The organism is Pararhizobium arenae, from assembly GCF_001931685.1.
Lineage (GTDB): Bacteria > Pseudomonadota > Alphaproteobacteria > Rhizobiales > Rhizobiaceae > Pararhizobium > Pararhizobium arenae.
On sequence record NZ_MOOY01000002.1, the window covers coordinates 1 to 23,676 of the forward strand.

Below are 23,676 nucleotides of genomic sequence, written 5' to 3' on the forward strand. Positions count from 1 at the left end.
GCCAAAACTCAGGTAACGCGGGGTGGAGCAGCCCGGTAGCTCGTCAGGCTCATAACCTGAAGGCCGCAGGTTCAAATCCTGCCCCCGCAACCACTGAGACTTGTAACCCCATCCACTCGACCTCCTTCTCTGCAAGGATCGACTGACAGCGGTTCAGGTAGGCGACCTTCTGGTCCAGCGTTTTCAACTGTCCTGCCTTCCGCTTGGCGACAAACTCGGCAGCGTGTTTTGCCTGTAACTCCTTCGATGCTTCCCGCCAGGCTTCCTGGGCAGCAATGATTGCCGCGAGATGGCCGTGAACCGTCAGATCGGCAGACTTGCTATCCTGTGACGGCGCGATGACGACCTTGACGAACAGTCGCCTCATGAAATCGATCCACGGGCTGATGTCCTTGGCCTGCGGGTTGGAGAGGCCTGCCTTCAGCTCGGCGATAGCTGGCGTCAGGAGCAAGCGTGTCAAGCCTGCATGAACCGGCTGAGGTTGGCTCGCTTCGGGAACCGCGGCCAGTTGCTCGGATAGTGTCAGGCGCTGCTTCTCCAGATCTTCGAGCATCTGATCCAGAATTGGAAGAGGCATCTGGCCCGCCAGCATGCGCTGAGCCAGTTGTTCCCCCAGCACTCTTTGCTTCGTGACGTTCGCATCGATCTCGGCCTTGAGGCGGGCCGGTTCGGCAGACGAAATCTTCTGTTTGCGTTCGGCGGCTGCGGCAAGGCTGCTATTGATACGCTCGACATTGTCGGCACCAAGGAGATTGTCGGGGATGGCCGCAAGGACGCGCTCTTCCAGTTCCTGTCGGCCGATGGTCTTGCTGCTGGTGCAGACGATGTGACCCAGATGGGGGATAGGCAGTTTCTTTTGGCGGTTCGTGCAGCCGTAGCGATCTTTTGCCATGATCGCGTATGGACCGAGGCAATGGCCGCATTCCAGGATGCCGCTCAGCAAGTAACGTGGCCGGTGCGTCCGGTTCAAATCGTTAGTCGAGGTATGCGCGAACGTCTTCTCGACAATTTTCTGGCGGCGCTTGACGGCAGCCCATAGTTCGTCGGTCACGATACGCAGTTCAGGCACGTCCTTGACGACCCATTGCTCCTCTTTGTTGAAGCGCGCTACGCGCTTCTCGGTGTCGGGATTTTTGCGGTACTCGCGCCTGTTCCAGACGATGCGACCGATGTAGGCTTCGTTGTTCAGGATGCCGCTTCCTCGGCTGACATGACCTCGGATTGCGGTGTCGCGCCAAAGCATGCCGCGTGGGCCCGGCACAGGAGGCTGCCGGTTGTTGAGTTCGACTGCGAGTTCCTTTGGTGATTTGCCGAGCGCATATTCCTGAAAAATCCAGCGGATGATTTCCGCTTCGGCCTCGTCGATCTCGCGTTTGCCTGGGATACGGTCACCCCTTTCGTCGTAGGACTGCAGGAGCCTGTAGCCGTAGGAAAGCCCGCCTGGGACCTTGCCTTTGCGGACAGCGGTCTTCATCCCTTCGCGCGTGCGGTATCGGATCTGCTCGATCAATTCATGGCTAAGGACAGCGCGCAGACCCATTTCCATGTCGGTTACGCGGGCATTCGCGTGCGCCGTCCATAGCTCGACGCTATGAAAGTTGAGCTTCTTGAGGATGGCGGCGCTGTGCTCCGTGTCGCGTGACAGGCGATCCACGGTGATGCAAAGAACGACATCGATATCGCCCTGCGCAACCCGGCGAAGCAGCGCCTGAATACCGGGCCTCAGCTTGTAGCTTGTGCCGCTGATAGCCCGGTCCTCGTAAGTCGAAACAAGTTCCCATCCGCGGTCCGCGATCATTGTCAAACCGACCTCGATCTGTGTCTCGATTGAGACTTCGTTTTGAAGGTCGGTCGAATAGCGTGCGTAGAAAGCGACTTTTTTGGTCATGGTATCCCCGAATTCCTGCCGGGTACCTAGTGACAAGAGGGGGATGATACAAGCAAACCGCCCACAGTCTTTCCGATGGAGACTGGTCGCTATGCCGATTCAAGCGTAAACGCCGTTTGATGAAGTAATGGGGGGAGGCGGGTAGTAGGATTGAAAACGGCGTTATGGGCATGTCGATCCCAAAGTGCGGGACCGGCATCAATTGCGGGGCTGGCAGTTCAATATAGAGGTTGATCGCCGCAAAGAAGATGAGGCTTGCGCCGGAAACCCCATCCGGCCTCAGTATATTTGTCGATGAGATCGCCCAGTACCTGATCCGAGGCCGCCGGATCAAATCCCTGCTCCGCCAGCTTCTCCAGGATTGCATCCTCCACTACGTTCATACGGGCGGCATTGCCCTCCCGTTCGGCCAACTTCGCAGTTCCCACGATCAGCCACTGCAACGCGATCCGGGCGATGTCGTCACGCCCGGGTCGGCGAAGTTGCTTCTGGCGATTCCGATATTCCTGCTGACGCGCCCTTTGCTCACGAAGTCTGGTTGCTTTGGGCTTAGCCATTGCTGCCTCCCGCAAACGTCGTTCGCCGCAGAATCGGAAATATCGTGCGCGGAATCGATATTTGCAGGATTTGAATCGCGCGAAGAACAGCCGGAATGGAACGTATCGGAAATCGGTTGGGGCGGTGACTCCATCCGAAATCATGATCGACTACGCCGACCCAGCCCAGAAAAAGGGAAACGCGAGCCATCATGTCCATTCGATGCCTCTCAGGCAGTCGACATAGCAAAGACCGCGGAAATCGCGTCGGTGGACTTGCCGCATCCAGTTGCAGGCATCCTCCTCCGAACACCTGTCCGCCTCATAGGGAACAAAGAAGCTCGGTCGATATCGTTCACGGTGAAGCGGTATCCAGATCAGGCCCTTGAAGCGAACGGGTTCTTGGTCATCCGTGATGTTCGCCCTGATCAGAGAAGACGTGGCGTCCTGGGCAAGGTTGAGCGCATGCCGCGCGGTGATGGCTGAAATCGGCATGACGAAGCGCGGCACTCGCGCTCCGTCCTCCACGAAGATCGTTTCCTGATACGGCAGCTCCAGGAGGTGTGTGTCGCCGTCGAATACCACGATCCGGTAGATGTCGATAAATCCAGATCGTTCCGGGTTCAGTCGGACAAGTGTGCCGTCGAACCGAATGGTGTTGCCTCCGATCGTCCCGAAAATCTTCTCTGCAAGCCTTCCTAGCTTCGTTGAGTGACATGCACATCCTGGAGACATAGGCTGTTTCCAGCACATGATCAGTTCTGCTGTCCACTTCTATGCCAGACGACGTAACGAGGATTGTCACATCGCGGCCCGCGAAGGCGGGCTGACTGACAAAGACTGTTCTGTCGTCATCAATGAACGGCAGGGCGCGTTCGAATGAGAGCAGATCAAGGGGGCAGGGAACCTGTAATGTGTCACACATCATCTCCACGAGCTGATCTCCATGTCGTCCAACTCGTAGAGATCATCCACTTGCTTGGAAAATAGCTCATCAAGGAAATTCAGGGCTTCGCTCCGCGGCAGGAGATCAAGTTCGACGGGCATGTGGAAACTTGGTCGATATCTGTCGTCATTGACGGGCAGCCACAAGACTCCAGTGACCGGAACTGGCGCAGGCCCGGTTCGGTCTGCATGCATCGCCGAACAAGCGAGCTTTCTCAAAGTGTGAAGCGATTGCTCGGCTGTTTCCGTGGATATCCACGTGAAGAGTTGACGATCGAACGTCTCGTCCGTGTCGAAAATCTCCTCGTCGTAAGGGAACTCCGCGACCGGCTTCCCGGCATTGAAGACGGCGACACGACAAATGCGCGGGCGGGATGGGCCACCTTGCTGCTCGGCAACCATCCGGCCATCCAGGCGGACGCAGTTAGCGGGCAGCCTCCTTGTGACGCGATCAAAGAAGGTCCGGAGCCCCTCGGCGCTATGGTCGCAAAGATTGCGCAATGCTGCTGCATCTTCCTCCTCCAGATCGCCTTCCATCTCGGGATCATTTTGCGTCAGGACGACGGAGCAATCAGGACCTTCGAAGATGGGGTAGCCGACATAGGTCACCTCTCTGTCAAGCCAGGGCATCATGTCTTCGGCTGTAAGGACCTGTCGGCATTCCGACAGGACAGTGGCGCTCGACCTCGATGGATGAATACAGCCCAAGGCTGACGGTCGTGCCAATCCGGGACCATCTGCATTCAGCACACCGGTTGATGCTGCCGCATGCGGCGCTTCTGAGAACCCGGAAATGCTTCCCGTGGATGGTCGGTCGCCCGCACGCTCACGAGCAGATTGCGTGAGCGGCACGATAAATGACGGGGCGCTTCCGATATCGTCGGCTACCCATAAAACCGCATCCATATTGGCGCTCACACCTGAATAGGGTCTGTCGAATCTGTACGCGAACGCCCGCGACAACTCGTCGGCCAGACCAAGCGCGGCCGCGGCTCCGGCTTTGCTGATATCCAGATGGTGACGAACGTAGACCGTGTCGTCCCCATCTGGAAATTCCGGAATGATGAGTTTCTGACGCACAGGCTTGCTGTCTTTGAGCAGGCAGATGCGGACGAAATCGATGACGAATTGGTCGGTGCCTTCGATGGGCAGTGCCCGGCCGTCGAGCCGGATCGCGTCGCAACCCAGTCCGCCAAGGTACCTTCGCAAGCCGGTCAGCATCTGGCGATCAAGGCCGCCCGGTTTACTACCGCAAGCGATATCGAAGGGTGGATCGATAATGAGGTCCGTAAGCGTAACGGTCACGCTGATGGCAGGCCCGCTATACACCGGACGAGCGCGATAACGTACCGACTTCTCGGCCAGATAGGCGTTGACCGTCTCTGCGGTATAGACATGCGGGATCGAGTGCGCACACGCGGGCGCTGTTGAAGCTAAGTGATTGTTCATGTTTGGAGATCTGTGTTGAAACTATAAATAGGCTGTGGCCATTCCCTAGACCTGTCAAGTGGAAAATCCGCCGATAGATTCTCGCGATCCAGAACCGGCATGAATGATTGGTGCCAGGACGATCGGATTCAAAGGTCCGAGGGGAAGGTAACGAAGGCTGCCGTACAGGTTATCGGCACACGGAGAGCTGGCCCTGCCTCTAAACGGCGTTGTCGTTTGAATCGGTGATATCGAAACAGGAATCAGTGGCAACGCCTACAGCGTTTGACCGAGAATCGCGGTCGAGTGAGTTTGAATCGCCGAGCGGCAGCCTTGAATCGGAACTGTCGGGTTTTGAATCGAGAGTGTGCAAAGCATTTTAACGTAAGAAAAGGTGTCCTGCTTTGCTTATGCGGTAATGCAGGACATCTTACGTTCGAACGGATGTGATCCGATGGTAAGACGCATCAATGTGCTGCGTCTTACAGGGGCTGGGGTCAAAGTCAGCTAGGCAATGTTGACATCCCGGACATTCGCGTCCGGGCTGTCGAAGCCGTCAGGCTTTGCGCTTCGATCCAGGCATCGTCGCGCGGACCGCGGTCAGATTTCGCCGATTCCGAAGTTCAGCTTCGATCGCTGAAACCCGCTCTGGGGTCAGTTTGCCGGTGGCGATCAATTCCTCTGTGAGCCGGACAATCAAGTGCCGGTCATCCCTGAGAATAGAAGTGGCTCGTTCCATCTCTGTCTTCAGCATGTGATCGATGCGCGCGCAAAGCTGCGGATCGTTCCGTCGCAAATGTTCCAGGCTGTCGTCACTGATCGCCTTGCTGAAGCGGAGTGTCCCGCCCATGCCGAACTGGGTCTCGGCAAGAGTCGCCATTCGCGTCGCCATGGCGAGGTCCGAGCGATCATCGCCACCTGCGCCATCACTTGTCGTCCCAAGCACCAACCTCTCCGCCGCGATACCGCCAAGACAGACCGCGATCTGATCGAAGTAAAATTGATTGTCTCGCCGCCGTACGGAGGCGATCTCGAAACAAGCTCGTCCCCCAGTCGACACTGCCGTTCCGCTGGAGATTTGATAGGCCAGATCCGTGCCGAGATATTTGCCGTGGCTGAGCCGAAGGCCGACGATTGTGTGCCCGATCTCGTGGATCGCGTTGCCGCGCAAATGCGCGGCATCGAGCCTGATGACCTCGGGTAGGGCGGCCGCGACATCGCCGACCAGAATCTCTCGTCCTGCGCGGCGTGCCACGCGCTTGGCATCGCGCACGGCCTTCGCAAGATCCGCCCCCGACATCCCCTCAGTGCATGTAGCCAATCTTGAGAGATCGCCGACTGAAATTGCCTGGTTCAGTTGTTGATGAAGGATCGCGATCCGATCCGGCGCACTAGGAAGCGGGATCTCGACATGCTTGTCGAGCCGTCCGGACCGGACGATCGCGGGATCGATGCGTGCAATATTATTGGTCGCGCCGACGACGACAACGCCTTCTCGTCCGTCGACGCCGTCCAGGCATTCAAGGAAGGCGTTGATGACTTGGACGGAGTAGTCCCGATGGTCGTGCGTAAACGTGTCACGGTCACCGAAGCTGTCCAATTCGTCAATAAAGAGGATCGCTGGCGCTTGCTTACTCGCGCGCGCGAAATCTCGGCGCATGGCTTTGAGCAGATCGCCGAGATGGCCACAGGCTTGCCATCGTCCAAGGGATGCCGCGATCAGGTTTGCGCCGCACTCTTTTGCAAGGGCCTTCGCGAAAACTGTTTTGCCGACCCCCGGCGGCCCGGAAAGGACGATGCCGCGATCGACTTCCGCCCAAGGCAGTTCGCCTGCCGACCATGAGCGGAGATCCCGTGCCAGCTCGATACCCCAGGTTTTGGCTGGGCCGTACCCGAACATCTGGCCAAGCATCGAGGTCTCGGGCTCGGATCTGGCAATCGGTTTTTGGCAGGCAGCGCTCTCAAGGCGCTGGATGACATCCCGGGCGCTCCGGCCTGGGCGCAGTGTTGGCCAGACCAGATTCAATGGATGAGCCAGAATCCGTTCTGCTTCATCAACCGACAACGCAACTTTGTTGACCATCCGTGATGCGGCCTGAAGGTCGCGGGCCGAGATGGGGACGAGGTCGAGGATCGCGTCGGCTGCAAGGCCCAGCGTGTGCGGGATCGCAGCCCGGTTCTCGGCAATGCCAAAGAGCCGGGCTTTGTTCTGATACTGGTCGACAAAATTTGAGAGGAGCGACCGTTCGAGGACGAAACCCGCATGAGCGGTCCGGCTCGCCCGCCAGCCGACTATGCGGCGGGCGAAGGCATCGATCACGAAAGCGACGTAAACGAAGCCCTGCCAAGTGGCCACATACGTGAAATCGGAAAGCCACAGCATGTTCGGCGCGGGCGCGAAGAAGTGCCGGTTCACGCGGTCGAGCGGGCATGGAGCTGCTTTGTCCGACACCGTGGTTCTGACGGGCTTGCCGCGAATGATGCCTTGAAGCCCCATCATTCTCATGAGCCTTGCGACGGTGCAGCGAGCGATATCAAAGCCTTCTCGCTGCAACTGCCGCCAGACTTTCCGAACGCCATAGACCTGGAAGTTCTCGCTGAACACCCGGCGTATCTCGATCTTCAAGGCCATGTCGCGACGGGTGCGGGCCGACAGGCGATCCACGTCCGTGCGCTTGGCGATGACCTCATAATAGGTGGACGGGGCAATCCGCAGCAGTCTGCAGATCGGCTCGACCCCGAGCACCGGGCGGTGTTCGTCGATGAAGGAAATCATCGCTTCAGTGGGCGGTCGAGCTCCGCCATCGCAAAATAAGCACTCGCCTTGCGCAGAATCTCGTTGGCCTGACGAAGCTCGCGGTTCTCCCGTTCCAGAGCCTTCATCTTCTCCGCCACATCGCTCGGCAGGCCAGCACGCTTGCCGCTGTCGACTTCGGACTTCCTGACCCATTCATTCAGCGTATGCGCCGAGCAGCCGATCTTGGCGGCAATCGAAGAAATCGCAGCCCAGCGGGAAGGATGCTCGGCTTCATGATCCGTCACCATTCGAACGGCGCGAGCGCGGACTTCAGGAGAGAATTTATTCGTTGTCTTGCTTGTCATAGACCCTACTTCTCACGAGTTGGGGTCTCCGGCAAACCCGGGGCGGTTCAGGTCGAATGCTGTGTGTGTGCGGTCGCCCCTTGAACTACACCGGATGTTGCTCCCGAAATCTGCGGTTCGTGCCTCCAGGAAATCAGATGCCGGATTGGCCGAAGTTTCCTGCACCAGAAACCACGGTCGACCGAGGTCTTAACAATATCTAAACAATATCAATAACTTAATTCTTTTGATACTGGAATCTTCATCTTGGCGATTGACGTGCGGAGAAATTGGCCGAACCCTTTTAAGTATCGCTACTCCCGGAAATACAATATGTCCCGTCATCCCCTGAACCTCTCCATCAATGACCGCATGGAGCGAGATCCCAAAACTGTTCTTCTTATTGACGCTCTCGTGAACGGTAGATTATCTCCAACGATAGACCTTTGTGAGCTTGCGGATCATCCCGAACTACGCTTTGAAGATAGTTATCAGGCTCTGGCTTATATGCGGCATGCCTGCCGGATTATCGTCGACCGCGAAAAATTTACCTTGCTGCTTGTCACGTATGACACTCAGGTCTGCCTTGGGCAGGTCGATCGAGCGCGCAGCGAAACGCAGGATGAATGCGGCTTTGCACTTTCGAAAATTGCGGCCGACTATGTCAGAAAATGCGCGGCTACAAATGACGAGATCGAGTCGCTCGATATCATCGCGATGCCACTCGGCCAATATCAGGCTGAGCACGGTAGGGCCGTCGATCAATATGGCGTCTCGCTTGGATTTTATCCCTCCGACTATCTTGAGGTGATGCAGGCCGCGTTGAGCCTGTTGGTCCCTGACGCTGCGTAGTCCGACCCTCGGTCGCCATCCAATACTCATCGAACAATTTAACCGGACCTGCCCACCTGGAGGGCCGTAGGAGAAACTATGTCTGAATGGCCCCGAGATTTGTAGACGCCTTCTTTCCTAATTTTGAGGCAAGAAGAGCATCATGAGCAAATCGAATTTCACCGAAGAATTTAAGCGTGACGCTGTGCGCCAGATCACTGAGCGGGGTTATCCGGTAGGGAGGTCTCTCCGCGGCTGGGGGCAGCCAGCGTTCGCTCTGCGAACAGAAGAAGAAGTTCGGCACGACAAACGGCAAGCCCAGGAACGCGATGCTTTCGACCGTAGAGTTTGAACAGCAGCAGAAAATCTAACCCGGCGGTGTCTAAGAAACTCGCGGCTATTCAAAGTCCTTCGGTATGAACCGCATATCATTGCGCTGAAATTCGATTTGCGCATAACTCCTTTGGAAAGCGTGCGATCTTCTCCGCCGCCGCCGGTCGAACCCACCCCAGTATACAAACCAGATTTTTCGTGTGCCCGTTTCGAATTGGAAAATTCTGCCTGTCTCTGAATTTTGATCTAATAATATATAGATATTATAGATAATTTGGAGGCTGACATGAGCAATGAATTTCTGGGTGGCGTGAACCGCCGCAATCTTTTGAAGCTGACCGCTGCTGCCGGGGCGGTCGCTGGGGTTGGGCTTCTGGCGAACCGTCCGGCGTTTGCCGAGCAAGAGCTTTCGCTCAAGGGCAAGCGTATCGGCATCAGCACGGCCGGCACCGATCACTTCTTTGACCTGCAGGCCTACAATGCCCAGATCGAGGAAGTGAAGCGTCTAGGTGGTGAGCCGATCCCGGTCGATGCCGGCCGCAACGACGGCAAGCTCGTCTCGCAGCTTCAGACGCTCATTGCGCAGAAGCCGGATGCGATCGTTCAGCTGCTCGGCACCGTCAGCGTTATCGATCCCTGGCTGAAAAAGGCGCGTGATGCCGGCATTCCGGTGCTGACCATCGACGTCGGCACGACCAACTCGATCAACAACTCCACCTCCGACAACTGGGCGATCGGCAAGGATCTGGCGCTGCAGCTCGTCTCCGATATCGGCGGTGAAGGCAACATCGTGGTGTTCAACGGCTTCTATGGCGTGACCCCCTGCGCCATCCGCTATGACCAGCTGGTCAATGTCATCAAGTATTTTCCCAAGGTGCAGATCATCCAGCCGGAACTGCGCGACGTCATCCCGAACACGGTTCAGGATGCCTTCACCCAGATCACGGCGATCCTCAACAAATATCCGGAAAAGGGTTCCATCAAGGCCATCTGGTCGGCCTGGGATATTCCGCAGCTCGGCGCCACCCAGGCGTTGACCGCGGCCGGCCGCACCGAGATCAAGACCTACGGCGTCGATGGCAGTCCGGAAGTCCTGCAACTGGTCGCCGATCCGAACTCGCCGGCCGCCGCCGATGTCGCCCAGCAGCCGGCCGAACTCGGCCGCACCGCCATCCGCAACGTTGCCAAGCTCCTCGCTGGCGGCACCCTGCCGCGCGAAACCTATGTTCCGGCGTTGCTCGCCAACAAGGAAAACGTCGGCGAAATCTCCAAGAAGCTCGGGCTGGGCTGATCCGTCCCGATGGTCCTGCCGCGGCCGGAAGGCCGCGGTTTTCCTGTCAGTCGGCGCAAGGGGATAGATCGCGATGACGACGTCGGTGAAGTGGCAAGAGACGGACGATATCATCCGCCTGAGCGGGATCATCAAAAGGTTCGGCGGTGCGCAGGCGCTGTCTGACGCCTCGCTGGCGGTCCGGCGCGGCACGGTTCATGGCCTCGTCGGCCAGAATGGTGCCGGCAAATCGACGCTGATCAAGCTGCTCGCCGGGTTGCATGAAGCCGACGAGGGCGCAATCGAAATTGATGGCGTCGCCTATGCCGGCCTCTCGCCGCAGCAGGTCGGGCATCTCGGCATCCATTTCATCCATCAGGACCGGCTGCTGGTGCCAACCTTCACGGTCGGCGAGGCGCTGTTTCTCGGTCGTGAGCCGCGCATCGCCGGTACGCCTTTCCTCGATCGAAAGCTGATGCGGCAGAAATCGGCCGAAATCCTCGACCGGTACTTCGGTCTTCGCCTGCCCAATTCGGCCTTGATCGGCGAGCTGACGGCCGCTGAAAAACAGATCGTCCAGATCACCCGCGCGCTGCTCGACAACCCGAAGGTTCTGGTGTTCGACGAGCCGACGGCAGCGCTCGTGCGCCGCGAGGCGGAGCTGCTGTTCGCGCTCATTCGCCGCCTGCGCGACGAGGGCATCACCATCCTCTACATATCCCATTACCTGAGCGAGATCGTCGATCTCTGCGACACGGTCACGGTGCTGCGCAACGGCCGCGATGTCGCGACCCTTGCCGTCGGGGAAACTTCGGTCAGGGAGATCGGCGCGCTGATGGTCAACCGCGATATCGCCGAGCTTTATCCAAAGCCGAAAGTCGCCCACGGCAGTCCGTTTCTGGAACTCCAGGGTCTGGGCCTTGCCAACCGCTATGCCGATGTCTCGCTGACCCTGCATCGCGGCGAGGTCCTGGGGCTGACGGGTCTCGTTGGTTCCGGTGCAAAGGAGCTTTTGCGCACCCTGTTCGGCCTCGAAACCGCGACCTCCGGCGCGGTGGTCATCGAGGGTGACACGGTGTTTTCCGCGAGCCCCGCTGCCGCGACGGCGAAGCGTCTGGCCCTGGTGCCCGAGGACCGGCGGCGCGATGGGGTGGCGCTTGATCTCTCCGTGACCGAAAACACGACGCTTGCGAGCCTTGATCGCTTCTCGCGCGCCGGCCTGCTCGACAAGGGTGCCGAAAAGCGCAAGGCGAGCGAACTGATCGAGCGGCTGCAGATCAAGACAGACAGCGCCGATGCGCTGGTGCGCACCTTGTCGGGCGGCAACCAGCAGAAGGTGGCGATCGCCAAATGGCTGAGCCGCCAGTCGGAAATCTACCTGCTGGACGAACCCTCCGTCGGCGTGGATATCGCCGCCAAGGTCGAGATCTACACGCTGATCGGCGAGCTTGCCGAGCGCGGCGCCGGCATCATCGTGCTGTCGTCCGATATCGATGAGCTGCTCGGCATCACCGACCGCGTGCTCGTCTTCTTCCGCGGCCGGATTACGCGCGAATTTATCTCTGCCGAAACATCACCCGGTCAGGTTCTCGCCGAACTGACGGGCGCTAACGAGACCCTTCGACATGTCGGTTGATGCTGCCTATCTTTCGCCTTCGCTTCCCGCTTCAGCCGGGAAGGATACTGACGTAACCAGCGTTCCGGCGCGCGCGCTTGGACGCAAGCTCGCGGTGTTTGCCTTGCGCCAAGGCTCGTTGGCGGTCTTCATCGGCGTGCTTGTCTATTTCTCCATCGCTGCGCCCTTCTTCTTCACCGTCGGCAATATCGGCAATGTGCTTGGCCAATCGGCCATCGCCGGGGTACTGGCGATCGGCCTGACGATCGTTATCATCGCCGGCGGCTCGAATGTGGTGACCGGCGGCATCGATCTGTCGCTCGCCGCCAACATGGGTCTCAGTGCCGCCGTCTATGCCTCGCTGGTGCAGGCGGGGCAGGGGGATGCCGTGGCCATCATCGGGGCACTCGGCACAGGGCTTCTGATCGGCGCGGTCAATGCTGCGGCGATCACGCTGGCCGGCATCGTGCCGCTGCTGGCGACACTTGCGGTCATGAATGTGGTCGCCGGTCTGGAGCTGGTGCTGACCCAGAACACGGTGGTCCCGGCCTCAACCGAATTCCTCTCCACCTTGTCGGCAAGCGGGCCGTTCGGCATTCCGGTGCTTGCCTATCTGCTGCTGGTCTTCACGGCTCTGGTCGCCGCGGTGGTGCAATATACGCCGGTTGGTTTGCGCCTCTATGCCGTCGGTGAGTTTCCGGAGGCAGCCCGCGCCGCGGGGCTTCGCGTCAAGCTCTTCGTCTCCGGCGCGTTCCTGGCAAGCGGTCTCTGCGGCGGTCTCTCCGGTATCCTCTCCGTCTCGTATCTGAGCGGCAGCACGACCGGGGCGGGCGACATGCTCTTGCCGGTGGTGGTGACCGCGCTGCTGGGCACCGTGTTCTCCCGCCGCCTGGTACCGACCATCGGCGGCACGCTGCTCGCCACCCTGTTTGTCTCTTTCCTGATCAATGGTTTCCAGCTTCTCAACATTTCCAGCACGCTGGTCAGCGGCGTTCAGGGACTGCTGATCCTGCTGGTCGTCTCGGCCACCACGCTTCTGAAACGCAAGGGAAACCAGTGATGGCGCAATCCTCCCCAAAGCCTTCTTCCTTCAACGTCCGCGGCCTTGCGCGTTACGCTCTGGTGGCTGCCTTCGTGGCTGTCTTCGCGGTCTTTTCCGCCATCGCACCGGCCTTCCTGAGCGGCGCAAATCTTTTGAGCGTGCTCGTCAACAATTTCGCCCTGCTTGCCATCGTCGCGATCGCCATGACCTTTGCGGTCGCGGCTGGCGGCATCGATCTTTCCGTCGGCACGGCCATCGATTTCGCAAGCTTTGCCTTCGTGTCGCTGGTGCTTGCCGGCCAGCCTATCCCGCTTGCGATCCTTGGCGCTCTCGCCGGCGGTAGTCTGGTCGGCGTGTTCAACGCCATTCTGATTTCCGGCATTGGCATTTCGCCGTTTCTTGCCACGCTCGGCACGCTCTTCGTCGGCCGCAGCGCCCAGCAATTGCTCACCAATGGCGGCAATCCCGTCTACCTGCCGCCGTCAGGCGTGCCGGAAGCGTTTCGTTTCCTCGGGCATGGGGTCATCGCCGGTATTCCGGTTCCGCTCGTCGTCGCCTTCGTGTTGATCGCAGGCGCTTATCTCATTCTCTCGCACACCCGCTTCGGTCGGGTGGTGCTGGCAACGGGTATTCAGGCAAGCGTCGTGCGCTATTCCGGCCTTGCCCTGTCGCGCTACACCGCCGCGACCTATGTGCTGGTATCGGTGATCGCCGCCGTTGCCGGGCTGATCGTCACCTCGACGGTGACGGTCTACATCCCGTCCTCCGGCAATGCCTTCCTGCTGAACGCGATCGGCGCCACCTTCATCGGCACGACGCTCGATCCCCATGGCCGCCCCAACATTCCCGGCACGGTGCTCGGCGTTCTGCTTCTCAGCATCGTCGCCAACGGGCTGCTGTTGTCGGGGCTTAATTTCTACTGGCAGCAGGTCGCCACGGGTCTCCTCATTTTCTCCGTCCTTGCCATCGGTTTCGCCAATCGCAAGGCCGCGTCGCGGGCCTGAGCTTCCCCCTAGAAAGGACATCTCATGAGTAGTGTCACCAAAATCTCGGAACATCGCCTCTCCGCCCATCGCATCGCCAGCGAGGAAGAAGCTTTGTCGGTCGCAAGGGAATTGGCCGACGAATTTTCGAGCGGCGCCAGCCGCCGGGATCTCGAACGGGCGCTGCCTTACGAGGAGCTCGAGAAACTCGCCGCCTCCGGCCTGCTGGGTATCACCGTGCCGGCCGAATATGGCGGCATCGACGTTTCCAATGTGGTGCTCGCTGAAGTAACGGCCATCCTCTCGGAAGCCGACAGCTCGATCGGTCAGATCCCGCAAAACCATTTCTACATTCTCGAAGCGCTGCGCCATGATGGCAGCGAGGACCAGAGGCGATTCTATTTCGGCCGCGCGCTGGCCGGCGACCAGTTCGGCAATGCGCTTTCGGAAACCGGCACGAAAACCGTCGGCCATTACAACACCCGCATCACGACAGACGGTGTCGGCTACCGTATCAACGGCCGCAAGTTCTATTCGACCGGTGTTCTCTTTGCCCATTGGGTCGTCGTCTTTGCACTGGATGAAGACGACCTGCTGACGATGTCTTTCGTGCCGAAGGGAGCCGAAGGCATCGAGATCGTCGATGACTGGGATGGCTTCGGCCAGCGCACCACCGGCAGCGGCACGACGATCCTCAACGACGTTTATGTGACGGCCGATGCTGTCGTGCGCCATCACAAGGGGTTCGAGCGGCCGACGACGATAGGTTCTGTCGGCCAGATCATCCATGCCGGCGTCGATCTCGGCATCGCGCGGGCCGCGTTAAAGGAAACCATCGGCTTCGTTCGGGAGCGTGCCCGACCCTGGACGGACAGCGGCGTCGAGCGTGCCGCCGACGATCCGCTCACCATTTCGCGCATCGGTGAAATTGCGATCCGCATCGAGGCGGCGGAGGCGACGCTGGAGCGCGCCGGACGCAAGGTCGATCAGGCCCAGATCACACTGAACGAGGAAAACGCGGTGGCGGCAACCCTCGCGGTCGCCGCCACCAAGGTGCTGACGACGGAAGTCGCGATCGATGCGACCAATATCCTCTTCGAACTCGCGGGCACGGCTTCCACCAAACGGGGCTTCAACCTGGAGCGCCACTGGCGCAACGCGCGAACCCATACGCTGCACGATCCGGTTCGCTGGAAATACCACGTCGTCGGCAACTATCATCTGAACGGTGTCATCCCGCCCAAGAGCGGCGCTCTCTGATTTCTCCTCTGAATGGTGCAACTCGGCCGGAATCTCTCCCGGGATCGCGGCCCTTTTTATGCGCAATAAAAATCCGCGGTAATGAGCCGCGGATTGGTGGTTTGGTGGAGCCCAGCGCTCGATAATCCCCTCTCCCCGTTCTACGGGGAGAGGGACCAGCCAGCTCAGCTGTAAAGGCTCGGCTCCGGCACCCGCCCGTTGAGCTCGAAATCCCCGACTTCACGCGCCTTGTAAAACACCGGATCATGCAGCGTATGGGTCCGCACGTTCCGCCAGTAGCGATCGAAGCGGTAGTGGGATGCGGTTGCTCGCGCCCCCATCAGTTCGAATACACGCGACGTGATATCGAGCGAGACATGGGTGGCGTTGACCTTTGCGGTATAGGCTTCGATCGCAGCTTCGCCACGTTCCCGCTCGCTGACATTGCGCCCGCGGGACAAGGCTGACTGAACCGCTTCGGCCGCAACATCCGCAAGCGCCGCGGACGCCTTTAGCGTCGCACGGAACTCACCGATGCGCTCCAGAATATACGGATCTTCCCGTGCGGCTTCGACGCCGGAGGTCAGCCAGGGCCGGGTCGTGGTGCGCACATAATCGGTTGCCGCCGCGAGCGCGCCCTCCGCCGTGCCGAGGTAAAAATTGACGAAGACCAGCTGGATCAGCGGCGTGTTGAAGGTCGCCTGCACCGCGGGTGCCGCATCTTTCTCCACCAGCGGGAACAGGAAATCGCTCTCGTAAACGGCATAATCCTTGAACTCGACGCTGCCGCTGTCGGACAGCCGCTGGCCGATATTGTCCCAGTCGTCATTGGCCACATAGCCGGCGCGATCGGTCGGCAGCACCAGATTGGCGATCTGGTCGCTAAAAGCGGCATTGGCGTTGATGCGGTCGGAAACATGCGCGCCGGTGGAGAAGGTCTTCTTGCCATTGAGAAGGTAGTGTTCACCGCTCTTCGTCAGCGTCAGGCCCGGATCGCGTGGATTGACGGCGGCCCCCCAGTACAGTGATTTCTCGACCGTCTCGACACCCAGATCATGGGCTCTCTGCTGGTTCTCTACCGCCCAGTAAGGATACTGGCTGTTGACATAGTGATAGCCGAGCAACTGGCCGATCGAGCTTTCGCCCCGCGCCAGAATGCGCACGAGCTTGAGCCCATCGATCCAGTTGAGCCCGCCGCCGCCGACGTCGGTGGGGTGAAGCGCGTTCAGCAAGCCCGCCGCTTTCAACGTCGTGATCTCGTCGAGCGGCGGCCTTCCTTCGATATCGAGTTCAGCGCCGCGGCGGGCGAGATCGGCGGAAATCGCTTCGGCCTTGGCAAACAGCTCCTGCCGCTTGCTCTGTGGCTTGTTTGCCTGTTGGTCGCGCTCCTTGAGCAGATGCAAGGCGGTCATCGCAGACTCCTGATGTTCATACGGAAAAAGGGCCTTGCCCTTCGTTGCTGTTCGGAGGTTTACCCTCCAGTAAATGCGTCGTTCTCGGCATTGAGCCGAGGACCCGTCAGCGCGTCACCCCTCGGAGGGTGAAGGATGCTCGGGCGGGCCCGAGCATGGAAGGAAAAGCGTGCTTGTGCCAGCACTCCGGGAGGCTGGGCTATCAAGCCGCTCAGAACAGTTTTGCCGGGATCCAGTCGGCGGTCACCGCATCACTGTCACTGAAGGCCGGAACCTTTGCCGCCAGTTCTTCGATCGTCTTGACGCTGGCTTCGCGGAGCGCCGCCTGGGTCAGGAGCGCCGGCTTGACGAGCACCTGAGCCGGCACGTCCTGACCGGCGATCTTCAAAGCCGCGGCACGGATCGAGACAGCGCCGACGACAGCCGGATTGGTCGCGACAGTCGCCACCCACGGGCTGCCTTCCTCGGTGATTTCCTGGATATCGGCGGTGGAAACGTCGGCCGAATAGATTTTCAGCTTGTCGGAGATGCCGAGATCGGCCGCCGCAAGCTTCACGCCACGGGCAAATTCGTCATAGGGCGCGAACACGACGCTGATATCCGGGTTTGCAGTCAGCACGGCCTTGGCCTGGTCGGCGGTGCTCGTCGCAGTCGTGTCGTTGACCGCGCCGAAGCGCGCCTTTTCGACGACGCCCTTGTTCTCGGCCTTGAACTTTTCCCAGACTTCGTTGCGGCGATCGAGCGGCGCAAAGCCGGCAACATAGACATAGCCGGCATTGAACGACGTGCCATTGTCCTTGACCACCTGCTCCAGCGCGAGGCGGGAAAGCTCATGATCGCTCTGCTCGACCTGCGGAATGGCCGGGTTGTTGAGATTGACGTCGAAGGCCACGACCTTGATGCCGGCATCCAGCGCCTGCTGGGCGACATCCGTCAGGGGTTCCGGCTGGCCATGATCGATGACGATCCCCTGCACGCCGAGATTGATCGCCTGCTGGATCTGGTCGCGTTGCTCAGCGGCATTCTGCCGGCCGGGGAACACGCGCAGGTCGATACCGAGCGCCTTGGCCTGCGCTTCGGCACCCGCCTGATAAGCCTGGAAGAAGTCGCCCGCCGAAATATAGGAGATCAGCGCCACCTTGACGCCGCCCTTGTCGAACGGGGCAGGGGCGCCTGCAATGCCATCGGCATGCGCGACACTGAAAAGGGTGAAAGTGGCCACCGTCGCGGCCATGAATGTCTTGATCGCCTGTCGCATGTATTACGCTCCCTCAAATGCCGATCGAGGACGGGACCTCGATATTTCGGTGAGGACTAGATTAAAATCTATAGATTATATTGATAAATACGAACTTCTAATTTGTGGGGGCGGAATGGGAATATTTTGCTGCCGGAAGAGGTGCTGACGGCATAGATGCGTCGGTAGAGCGGGTGTGCTCTCTGGAACAAAACCAACGCGCTGTGATTATCGGCTCGGAGGTTATCGGAGCCATGCCAAAATATTTCTTTCATGTACGTAGAGGCTCCTCCGTGGAGCTAGACGAATATGGCGTGGATTTGCTCTCGGTGGAAGAAGCGCGGTCCCAGGCGCTGCTCGCAGCTCGCGAGATACTCGTCGATAAGGCCATAAACGGCGACGCGTCAGATGACGAGGTGTTCGAGATCACCAACGAAGACGGTCGGATTGTATCGGCAGTTCCGTTTCGCTCTTCAGGCAAAGCTGGGTGAGAAGTCTTTCCCATTTGCCTTGGGATCGACTGGATCCCCATAAGGCGGTAATCCTCTTGGCAACCTTGAGGCCGACAGATCAAAACGGAAAACTCTTCCACAATTTAATCTATTAAAAACATAGAATTTCTGTATCGGCTGCTGCAGCCGGATATGCTCTTTCCAAACGGTGCGTTTCAGCGCCTCATCAGGAATGCCGGAGAGACTCATGGCCCGCCAAATCCGTTTCAATGCCTTCGACATGAACTGCGTCGGCCATCAGTCGCCCGGCCTCTGGGCGCATCCGCGCGACAAGTCGTGGAAGTACAAGGATCTGGATTACTGGCAGGATCTCGCCCGCACGCTAGAGCACGGCATTTTCGATGGCATTTTCATCGCCGATGTCATTGGTTATTACGATGTCTACAAGGGCTCGAACTACCACGCGATCCATCAGGCAGCCCAGATCCCCGTCAACGATCCGCTGCAGCTTGCCGCCCCGATCGCGCTGGCGACCGAACATCTCGGCATCGGCATCACCGCGTCCACCTCTTTCGAGCATCCCTACACCTTCGCCCGCCGGCTGGCGACGGCGGATCATCACACCAAGGGTCGCGTCGGCTGGAACATCGTCACCTCCTATCTGGAGAGCGGTGCGAAGAATGTCGGGCAGGGCGGCCTGCGCCGGCATGACAATCGCTACGAGGTCGCCAACGAATATGTCGAGGTGCTCTACAAGCTCTTCGAAGGCTCATGGGAAGAGGGTGCGGTGTTGCGCGACCGCGAAAACCGCATCTTCACCGATCCCTCCAAGGTTCACGAGATCGCCCACAAGGGCAAGTATTTCGATGTGCCTGGCTATCACCTGAGCGAACCATCGCCACAGCGCACGCCGGTTCTCTATCAGGCAGGCGCCTCCGGCCCGGGCAAGACCTTCGCCGCCGGCCATGCCGAGTGCATCTTCGTGGCCGCGCCCACGAAATCGGTGCTGAAGGGCTATGTCGCCGATATTCGAGAACGCATTGCCGCCGCCGGGCGCGATCCGAAGAAGGTCTATATCTACACGCTGATCACCATCATCACCGACGAAACGGAAGAAAAGGCGCAGGCGAAATTCGAGGAATACAAGCGTTACGTTTCCTATGACGGTTCGCTGACCTTCATGTCCGGCTGGAGCGGCATCGATTTCGGCCAGTATGCGCCGACGGATGTGGTGGAGCGCATCGAGACCAACGCCATCCACTCCTTCGTCGAGCACATTGCCGGTGGCGACAAATCTTGGACCATCGACGAGCTGGCCCAGTTTGGTGGCATCGGCGGCATGGGCCCGGTCTTCGTCGGCTCTCGCGAGCGCATCGCCGATATCCTGCAGGAATGGGTGGAAGATACCGATGTCGATGGCTTCAACCTCGCCTATGCCGTGACGCCGGACAGCTTCGAGGATGTCGTCGCCCATATCGTGCCGGAACTGCAAAAGCGCGGCGCCTACCCCACGGCCTACAAGCCGGGCACATTGCGTGAAAAGCTGTTCGGCGAAGGGCCGTATCTGCCTTCGACCCACCCGGCCGATGGCTACCGCGATATCGAAGCCGTGAAGCGTCGCGAGGCGGAACAGGTGCCGCCGCTAAAGTCGGTCAATGGGTGAGAGGTCTGTCCTTCTCCCCGCTTGCGGGGAGAAGGTGCCCGAAGGGCGGATGAGGGGACATGCCGCGGCATCTGTGCTTACGGTATTGCCCTAGCCCTCTCCCTCTCCCTGCATGCGGGGAGAGGGGACGATCGCGTCTGAAACTCTCCCGCAAACTCACCCCGGAACGTAAGTCAGCCTGATCACATCTCCTGCCATTCGATCATGCGCGACAAGCCGCAGTGGCGGCCGGGCGGCGGCGAAGTAGGGTGTGCCGTGCCCCAGCACGACAGGATGCAGATAGATGCAATATTCGTTGATCAGCTCCAGCTCGGTGAGGCTTTTCGCGAGGTTCGGTCCGGCCACTTCGATTTCCCCGTCATGATCGGCTTTCAGCATCCGGATCGCGCTTTCGAGATCGCCCTGCACAAGATGTGCATTTGGCCCGAGAGAGGGCGTTGAAGAGGAGACGACCCATTTCGTCTGCCTGCGCCATGCATCCGCAAAAGCCCGTTCGTCTGCGCCCCATTCGGCATGCTCCTCATCCCAGTAGCGCATGATCTCGTACATGCGCCGACCGTAAAGGCTGCCGGTCTGCTGCTCGGCTTCTCGAATGAAGTGGCGGAAAAGCCCGGCACTCGGCGGAAACGCCATGTGGTCGATATAACCATCCAGCGACTGGTTCATTCCGAATACGAGTTTGGCCATCTCCATCTCCTCCGAGCCACCCTTCGCGCGGGTCGGAGGTAGAGTAGGTGAACTGATTGCATTTCGCAATTGGTTTGAGGAGTGGCCGCCGCGTCAGGCTTTGCGCGCAATGCCATAAGTCAGCGCCAAGGCTCCAACCAGCACCGCGCCCTTGACGAAATCCTGGGTGTAATAAGGGGCGTTCAGCATGGTGAGCCCGTTCAGGAGCACGCCGACAAAAACCGCGCCGACCAGCGTGCCGAAGACATTCGGGCGGCGCAGGCCGAGCACGGCAAAGCCGATGAGCGATGCGGCGACGGCGTCCATCAGCAACGACCCGCCTGAGGAAACGTCGCCACGCCCCACGCGCGCCGCAACCACGATACCGCCAAGCGAGGCAAGGGTTCCGGATATCACATAGGCCAGCGTCTTCAGCCGGTCGGTCGGCCCGCCGGCCAGCCGGGTCGCGAGCTCATTGCCGCCGGTCGCAAACAGCAGCCGGCCGATGCGCGTCCGCTCCGTCAGCACATAAAGCGCGATCGCGACGATCGCCATCAGGATCACCGGCAAGGGCACGATGCCGCCCAGGCTGGAACGGCCGATGGTGAGAAACAGCGGATCGTATTTCCCAGTCGCCGTCGAGCCATCCGGCAGGATCAGCCCCGGCGAGATCGAGCGCCCGGCAGTCGGGATCAGTTGCAGCCCGGTGAGCAGAAACATCATGGCGAGCGTCGCGAGCAGATCCGGCACCTTCAACCGCACGATGAGCAACGCATTGAGCAGCCCGATCGCCGCACCCAGCGCCAGCACCAGCACGACGGTTGCGGCGGCACCCAGACCCCAGACGATCATGAAATAGCTCGCCGCCATCACGCTCGACGCGGCCACCGCCCCGATGGAGAGATCGAAGCCGCCGACAGCGAGGGTCACGGTCACGCCCGCACCAAGGATCGCGACGACGGAAACCGCCTGCAGAATGCTCATCAGGTTGTTGATGCTGATGAAGGCCGGCTGCGCAAGGGTGAAGCCGATCATCAGCGCGGCGAGCAGAATGAACACCGCGCCGGAGCGCAGGATGTCGCGGATACCGTCGCTGGTCCTTGCCGTTGTCTCGGCGGCAGGCGTGTTGTCTTGGGCTGTCATCGGGCGTGTTCCCTGCTGCGCACTGGAAGGGCGTCGCCGTCACGGCGGCTCTGGAGAAGGCTGTGGTGATCCATGGTCAGCACCCGGTCCGCGACCTCGTAGGCCTCTTCCGGGTCTGACGTTGCAATCAGCGTGGCGCGGTCGTCGCGGCTGCGAATGGCGGTTATGATGTCGTGCCGGGCGCCGACATCGACTCCCTGAAAGGGTTCGTCGAGCAGCAGAAGCTTGCCCGGTTCTGCCTCCCAGCGCGCCAGCACCACCTTCTGCTGATTGCCGCCGGAAAGCGTCCAGACGGACGCATTCGGCCCAGAGGCACGAATGCCCAGCCGCCTGATCGCGGCTTCCGCCTTTTCGCGCTCGCGGCGCGGCGTGATCAGCCCGGTCGGATACCAGCGGTGAAGGTGCGGCAGGCTGATGGTGGCAGTGATTGCTTCCCCCGGCCATCCCGCCGGCATCAGCGACGAGCGATGCCGGTCCTCGCCTGCCATGGCGACACCCGCATCCACTGCCGCCCGTGGGCTCAAAGGCGCATAGGGCTTTCCATCCAACCGCATCTCGCCGTCCGCTAGGCTGCCATTGCCGAAGATCGCCGAAAGCAGCCGGCTTTTGCCCGCGCCGAGAACGCCGGTAATCGCCACCACTTCACCCCGATGCACCGCCAGGTCGAACGGATCGCTGCCGGGCAGAAGCTGCGCGCCGGAAAGTTCGAACACAGGCTCGCCCGTGGCAGTGCGTGCATCCGGCCGCGCCGAGGCAAGCGGCCGGCCGATCATCGTCTCGATAGCGCGGTCGAAGTTCACCGGCCGGGCAAAGCTTTCGACAAGCCGCCCGCCGCGCAGCACGGCCACACGATCGGCCAGCGCTTCGAGATCGGCCGTGCGGTGGGAAATATAGAGAATGGCGATGCCGCGTTTCTTGAGGTCGAGCAGCGTTGCGTAAAGCCTGCGGGATTCGGTTGCCGAAAGGCTGGCGGTCGGCTCGTCAAGGATCAGCAGTTCCGCCTTGTTGGCAAGCCCGCGGGCAATCGCCACGAGCTGCCGCTCGGCTGCGGAAAGGTCGGCAAAATCGCGATCGACGGGCAGATCGAAGCCCGCCTCCCGCAACATCGCCTGCGCCTCGCGCCGAATCCGGCCGCGCGATACGAAAAACGGCTGGTTGCGATCGACGAACCGGTTGAGCAGCAGCGCATCGCCAACCGTGAGGCCAGGGATGCCGACGAGATCAGTCGATTGATGCACGGTCACGACGCCGGCAGCACTTGCCTCAGCCGGTGTCGCGGGTGCAAAATTCCGGTCCTTGAAGGTGACCCTGCCGCTGTCGGCGGCAAGCACGCCGGAGATGATCTTGACGAAGGTCGATTTGCCCGCGCCATTGGCGCCCATCAACGCAACGATCTCGCCGGGTTCGATCGAAAAACTGAAATCGGCAAGCGCCCGGGTCGATCCGAAAGACCGGAAAAGGGCATGTGCTTCAAGAAGGGGCATGGGCGTCAACCGCAATTGGAGTGATCGCTATGTGCCAAGGCGCAAGGCCTATCGGCAAGGATGCGTTTTTCGTCAACGCTTGGCGGATAAGAAAATTATTCCCTCATGCTTGATTGGATTGTTCGTCACCGCCAAAGACCGCATGATAAAAATCTATAGATATAATGAATATGTGGACGTGAATGCCAGGAGATTGCCTGGTGCCGAACCGGACGGGGTTTCCAATTCCCTAAACCAAACCTCCCCGCCAATCCCCGCCCCTCTCACCCGTGGCATCATTCGTTTGTCCCACCATCGGATACACCGGAAAGCGTTGCCGGCGAGGCGGGGCCGGTGCCCTTGGTCTGTGTTTGAAACGCAGGCGCGGCCAAGTGGGCCTGCAGAAAATGCTTTCCCTCTCGCTTGAAAGAGAGCGGGGCGTGCCTGTG

The 23,676-nt window shown here is 60.1% G+C and carries 19 protein-coding genes, 1 tRNA gene, 3 pseudogenes and 1 other annotated feature; of the genes and pseudogenes, 11 read left to right on the forward strand and 12 right to left on the reverse strand.

The window, feature by feature from the left end; all coding sequences use genetic code 11:
- Positions 1–16: 16 nt before the first annotated feature.
- Both BLX89_RS03415 and BLX89_RS24915 read left to right on the forward strand, forming a co-directional pair.
- Positions 17–93 (forward strand) — tRNA-Met (locus BLX89_RS03415).
- Positions 94–622: 529 nt separating this feature from the next.
- Positions 623–1,039, forward strand: coding sequence for a hypothetical protein (locus BLX89_RS24915; protein ID WP_245292750.1), 417 nt, complete (start codon positions 623–625; stop codon positions 1,037–1,039).
- A gap of 36 nt (positions 1,040–1,075) precedes the next feature.
- On the opposite strand, the pseudogene BLX89_RS24920 reads toward BLX89_RS24915, so the two are convergent.
- The 6 genes and pseudogenes from BLX89_RS24920 to BLX89_RS23825 all read right to left on the reverse strand — a co-directional run.
- Positions 1,076–1,888: pseudogene (locus BLX89_RS24920) on the reverse strand (recombinase family protein); the annotation flags it as partial.
- A 218-nt stretch (positions 1,889–2,106) separates the two neighbouring features.
- Positions 2,107–2,445 (reverse strand): hypothetical protein, encoded by a 339-nt coding sequence (locus BLX89_RS03425; protein ID WP_075289269.1) that lies wholly within the window; start codon positions 2,443–2,445, stop codon positions 2,107–2,109.
- 189 nt (positions 2,446–2,634) lie between these two features.
- Positions 2,635–3,177 carry a hypothetical protein gene (locus BLX89_RS03435; protein WP_143523475.1) on the reverse strand — a complete coding sequence of 181 codons (543 nt, stop codon included), beginning with the start codon at positions 3,175–3,177 and terminating at the stop codon, positions 2,635–2,637.
- A 171-nt stretch (positions 3,178–3,348) separates the two neighbouring features.
- Complete coding sequence (locus tag BLX89_RS03440; RefSeq protein ID WP_143523477.1) at positions 3,349–4,818, reverse strand: hypothetical protein; 1,470 nt, start codon at positions 4,816–4,818, stop codon at positions 3,349–3,351.
- Positions 4,819–5,353: 535 nt separating this feature from the next.
- Positions 5,354–6,880, reverse strand: a complete 1,527-nt coding sequence (locus tag BLX89_RS24925; RefSeq protein WP_342587588.1) for an AAA family ATPase — start codon at positions 6,878–6,880, stop codon at positions 5,354–5,356.
- Positions 6,881–7,042: 162 nt separating this feature from the next.
- Positions 7,043–7,899: pseudogene (locus tag BLX89_RS23825) on the reverse strand (IS3 family transposase); the annotation flags it as partial.
- Positions 7,499–7,615 (reverse strand) — a sequence feature (AL1L pseudoknot). Its footprint overlaps the pseudogene before it by 117 nt.
- 312 nt (positions 7,900–8,211) lie before the next feature.
- Between BLX89_RS23825 and BLX89_RS03455 the strand changes: the two are divergent.
- The 7 genes and pseudogenes from BLX89_RS03455 to BLX89_RS03480 all read left to right on the forward strand — a co-directional run bounded on the left by BLX89_RS03455 (position 8,212) and on the right by BLX89_RS03480 (position 15,212).
- A complete protein-coding gene (locus BLX89_RS03455) occupies positions 8,212–8,730 on the forward strand; it encodes a hypothetical protein (protein ID WP_075289274.1) in 519 nt (172 codons plus the stop codon).
- A gap of 139 nt (positions 8,731–8,869) precedes the next feature.
- A pseudogene (locus BLX89_RS25460) lies at positions 8,870–8,976 on the forward strand (transposase); the annotation flags it as partial.
- Positions 8,977–9,328: 352 nt separating this feature from the next.
- The gene (locus BLX89_RS03460; RefSeq protein WP_075289275.1) at positions 9,329–10,333 is read left to right on the forward strand and encodes a sugar ABC transporter substrate-binding protein; all 1,005 of its coding nucleotides are present in this window, start codon (positions 9,329–9,331) and stop codon (positions 10,331–10,333) included.
- A gap of 73 nt (positions 10,334–10,406) precedes the next feature.
- Positions 10,407–11,948: a sugar ABC transporter ATP-binding protein gene (locus BLX89_RS03465; RefSeq protein WP_075289276.1), complete on the forward strand. Its 1,542-nt coding sequence runs from the start codon at positions 10,407–10,409 to the stop codon at positions 11,946–11,948.
- Positions 11,938–12,987 (forward strand): ABC transporter permease, encoded by a 1,050-nt coding sequence (locus tag BLX89_RS03470; protein ID WP_075289277.1) that lies wholly within the window; start codon positions 11,938–11,940, stop codon positions 12,985–12,987. The genes BLX89_RS03465 and BLX89_RS03470 overlap by 11 nt, the downstream gene beginning before the upstream one ends.
- The gene (locus BLX89_RS03475; protein ID WP_075289278.1) at positions 12,987–13,973 is read left to right on the forward strand and encodes an ABC transporter permease; all 987 of its coding nucleotides are present in this window, start codon (positions 12,987–12,989) and stop codon (positions 13,971–13,973) included. Before BLX89_RS03470 ends, BLX89_RS03475 begins: the two co-directional genes overlap by 1 nt.
- 24 nt (positions 13,974–13,997) lie before the next feature.
- On the forward strand, positions 13,998–15,212 hold the full coding sequence (locus BLX89_RS03480) for an SfnB family sulfur acquisition oxidoreductase (protein WP_075289279.1): 1,215 nt from the start codon (positions 13,998–14,000) through the stop codon (positions 15,210–15,212).
- A gap of 164 nt (positions 15,213–15,376) precedes the next feature.
- Here BLX89_RS03480 and BLX89_RS03485 read toward each other — a convergent pair whose 3' ends face one another.
- Positions 15,377–16,603 carry an acyl-CoA dehydrogenase family protein gene (locus BLX89_RS03485; protein ID WP_075289280.1) on the reverse strand — a complete coding sequence of 409 codons (1,227 nt, stop codon included), beginning with the start codon at positions 16,601–16,603 and terminating at the stop codon, positions 15,377–15,379.
- A gap of 211 nt (positions 16,604–16,814) precedes the next feature.
- Positions 16,815–17,837 (reverse strand): substrate-binding domain-containing protein, encoded by a 1,023-nt coding sequence (locus tag BLX89_RS03490; RefSeq protein WP_245292762.1) that lies wholly within the window; start codon positions 17,835–17,837, stop codon positions 16,815–16,817.
- A 257-nt stretch (positions 17,838–18,094) separates the two neighbouring features.
- Here BLX89_RS03490 and BLX89_RS03495 point away from each other — a divergent pair, with 257 nt between their 5' ends.
- Positions 18,095–18,331 (forward strand): DUF6894 family protein, encoded by a 237-nt coding sequence (locus BLX89_RS03495; protein WP_075289807.1) that lies wholly within the window; start codon positions 18,095–18,097, stop codon positions 18,329–18,331.
- Here the strand turns inward: BLX89_RS03495 and BLX89_RS24090 are convergent.
- Entirely contained in the window at positions 18,314–18,541 is a 228-nt protein-coding gene (locus BLX89_RS24090) for a hypothetical protein (RefSeq protein WP_143523479.1), read from the reverse strand. The genes BLX89_RS03495 and BLX89_RS24090 overlap by 18 nt on opposite strands.
- Here BLX89_RS24090 and BLX89_RS03500 point away from each other — a divergent pair.
- Positions 18,540–19,955: an LLM class flavin-dependent oxidoreductase gene (locus BLX89_RS03500; protein ID WP_075289282.1), complete on the forward strand. Its 1,416-nt coding sequence runs from the start codon at positions 18,540–18,542 to the stop codon at positions 19,953–19,955. The genes BLX89_RS24090 and BLX89_RS03500 overlap by 2 nt on opposite strands.
- A 156-nt stretch (positions 19,956–20,111) precedes the next feature.
- Here the strand turns inward: BLX89_RS03500 and BLX89_RS03505 are convergent, their stop codons facing one another.
- The 3 genes from BLX89_RS03505 to BLX89_RS03515 all read right to left on the reverse strand — a co-directional run bounded on the left by BLX89_RS03505 (position 20,112) and on the right by BLX89_RS03515 (position 23,248).
- Positions 20,112–20,642 (reverse strand): dihydrofolate reductase family protein, encoded by a 531-nt coding sequence (locus tag BLX89_RS03505; protein WP_075289283.1) that lies wholly within the window; start codon positions 20,640–20,642, stop codon positions 20,112–20,114.
- Between the two features lie 93 nt (positions 20,643–20,735).
- Positions 20,736–21,764, reverse strand: a complete 1,029-nt coding sequence (locus BLX89_RS03510; protein ID WP_075289284.1) for an ABC transporter permease — start codon at positions 21,762–21,764, stop codon at positions 20,736–20,738.
- Entirely contained in the window at positions 21,761–23,248 is a 1,488-nt protein-coding gene (locus BLX89_RS03515) for a sugar ABC transporter ATP-binding protein (RefSeq protein ID WP_075289285.1), read from the reverse strand. Before BLX89_RS03515 ends, BLX89_RS03510 begins: the two co-directional genes overlap by 4 nt.
- Positions 23,249–23,676 lie beyond the last annotated feature (428 nt).

Coding starts and splice junctions, on each gene's coding strand:
- BLX89_RS03515 (WP_075289285.1), bottom strand. CDS start 23,248: ATGCCCCTTCTTGAAGCACATGCCCTTTTCCGGTCTTTCGGATCGACC.
- BLX89_RS03480 (WP_075289279.1), top strand. CDS start 13,998: ATGAGTAGTGTCACCAAAATCTCGGAACATCGCCTCTCCGCCCATCGC.
- BLX89_RS03470 (WP_075289277.1), top strand. CDS start 11,938: ATGTCGGTTGATGCTGCCTATCTTTCGCCTTCGCTTCCCGCTTCAGCC.
- BLX89_RS03510 (WP_075289284.1), bottom strand. CDS start 21,764: ATGACAGCCCAAGACAACACGCCTGCCGCCGAGACAACGGCAAGGACC.
- BLX89_RS03425 (WP_075289269.1), bottom strand. CDS start 2,445: ATGGCTAAGCCCAAAGCAACCAGACTTCGTGAGCAAAGGGCGCGTCAG.
- BLX89_RS03440 (WP_143523477.1), bottom strand. CDS start 4,818: ATGAACAATCACTTAGCTTCAACAGCGCCCGCGTGTGCGCACTCGATC.
- BLX89_RS03435 (WP_143523475.1), bottom strand. CDS start 3,177: ATGTGCTGGAAACAGCCTATGTCTCCAGGATGTGCATGTCACTCAACG.
- BLX89_RS03455 (WP_075289274.1), top strand. CDS start 8,212: ATGTCCCGTCATCCCCTGAACCTCTCCATCAATGACCGCATGGAGCGA.
- BLX89_RS03505 (WP_075289283.1), bottom strand. CDS start 20,642: ATGGCCAAACTCGTATTCGGAATGAACCAGTCGCTGGATGGTTATATC.
- BLX89_RS24925 (WP_342587588.1), bottom strand. CDS start 6,880: ATGGTCAACAAAGTTGCGTTGTCGGTTGATGAAGCAGAACGGATTCTG.
- BLX89_RS03475 (WP_075289278.1), top strand. CDS start 12,987: ATGGCGCAATCCTCCCCAAAGCCTTCTTCCTTCAACGTCCGCGGCCTT.
- BLX89_RS03465 (WP_075289276.1), top strand. CDS start 10,407: ATGACGACGTCGGTGAAGTGGCAAGAGACGGACGATATCATCCGCCTG.
- BLX89_RS03490 (WP_245292762.1), bottom strand. CDS start 17,837: ATGGCCGCGACGGTGGCCACTTTCACCCTTTTCAGTGTCGCGCATGCC.
- BLX89_RS03460 (WP_075289275.1), top strand. CDS start 9,329: ATGAGCAATGAATTTCTGGGTGGCGTGAACCGCCGCAATCTTTTGAAG.
- BLX89_RS03495 (WP_075289807.1), top strand. CDS start 18,095: ATGCCAAAATATTTCTTTCATGTACGTAGAGGCTCCTCCGTGGAGCTA.
- BLX89_RS03485 (WP_075289280.1), bottom strand. CDS start 16,603: ATGACCGCCTTGCATCTGCTCAAGGAGCGCGACCAACAGGCAAACAAG.
- BLX89_RS03500 (WP_075289282.1), top strand. CDS start 18,540: ATGGCCCGCCAAATCCGTTTCAATGCCTTCGACATGAACTGCGTCGGC.
- BLX89_RS24090 (WP_143523479.1), bottom strand. CDS start 18,541: ATGAGTCTCTCCGGCATTCCTGATGAGGCGCTGAAACGCACCGTTTGG.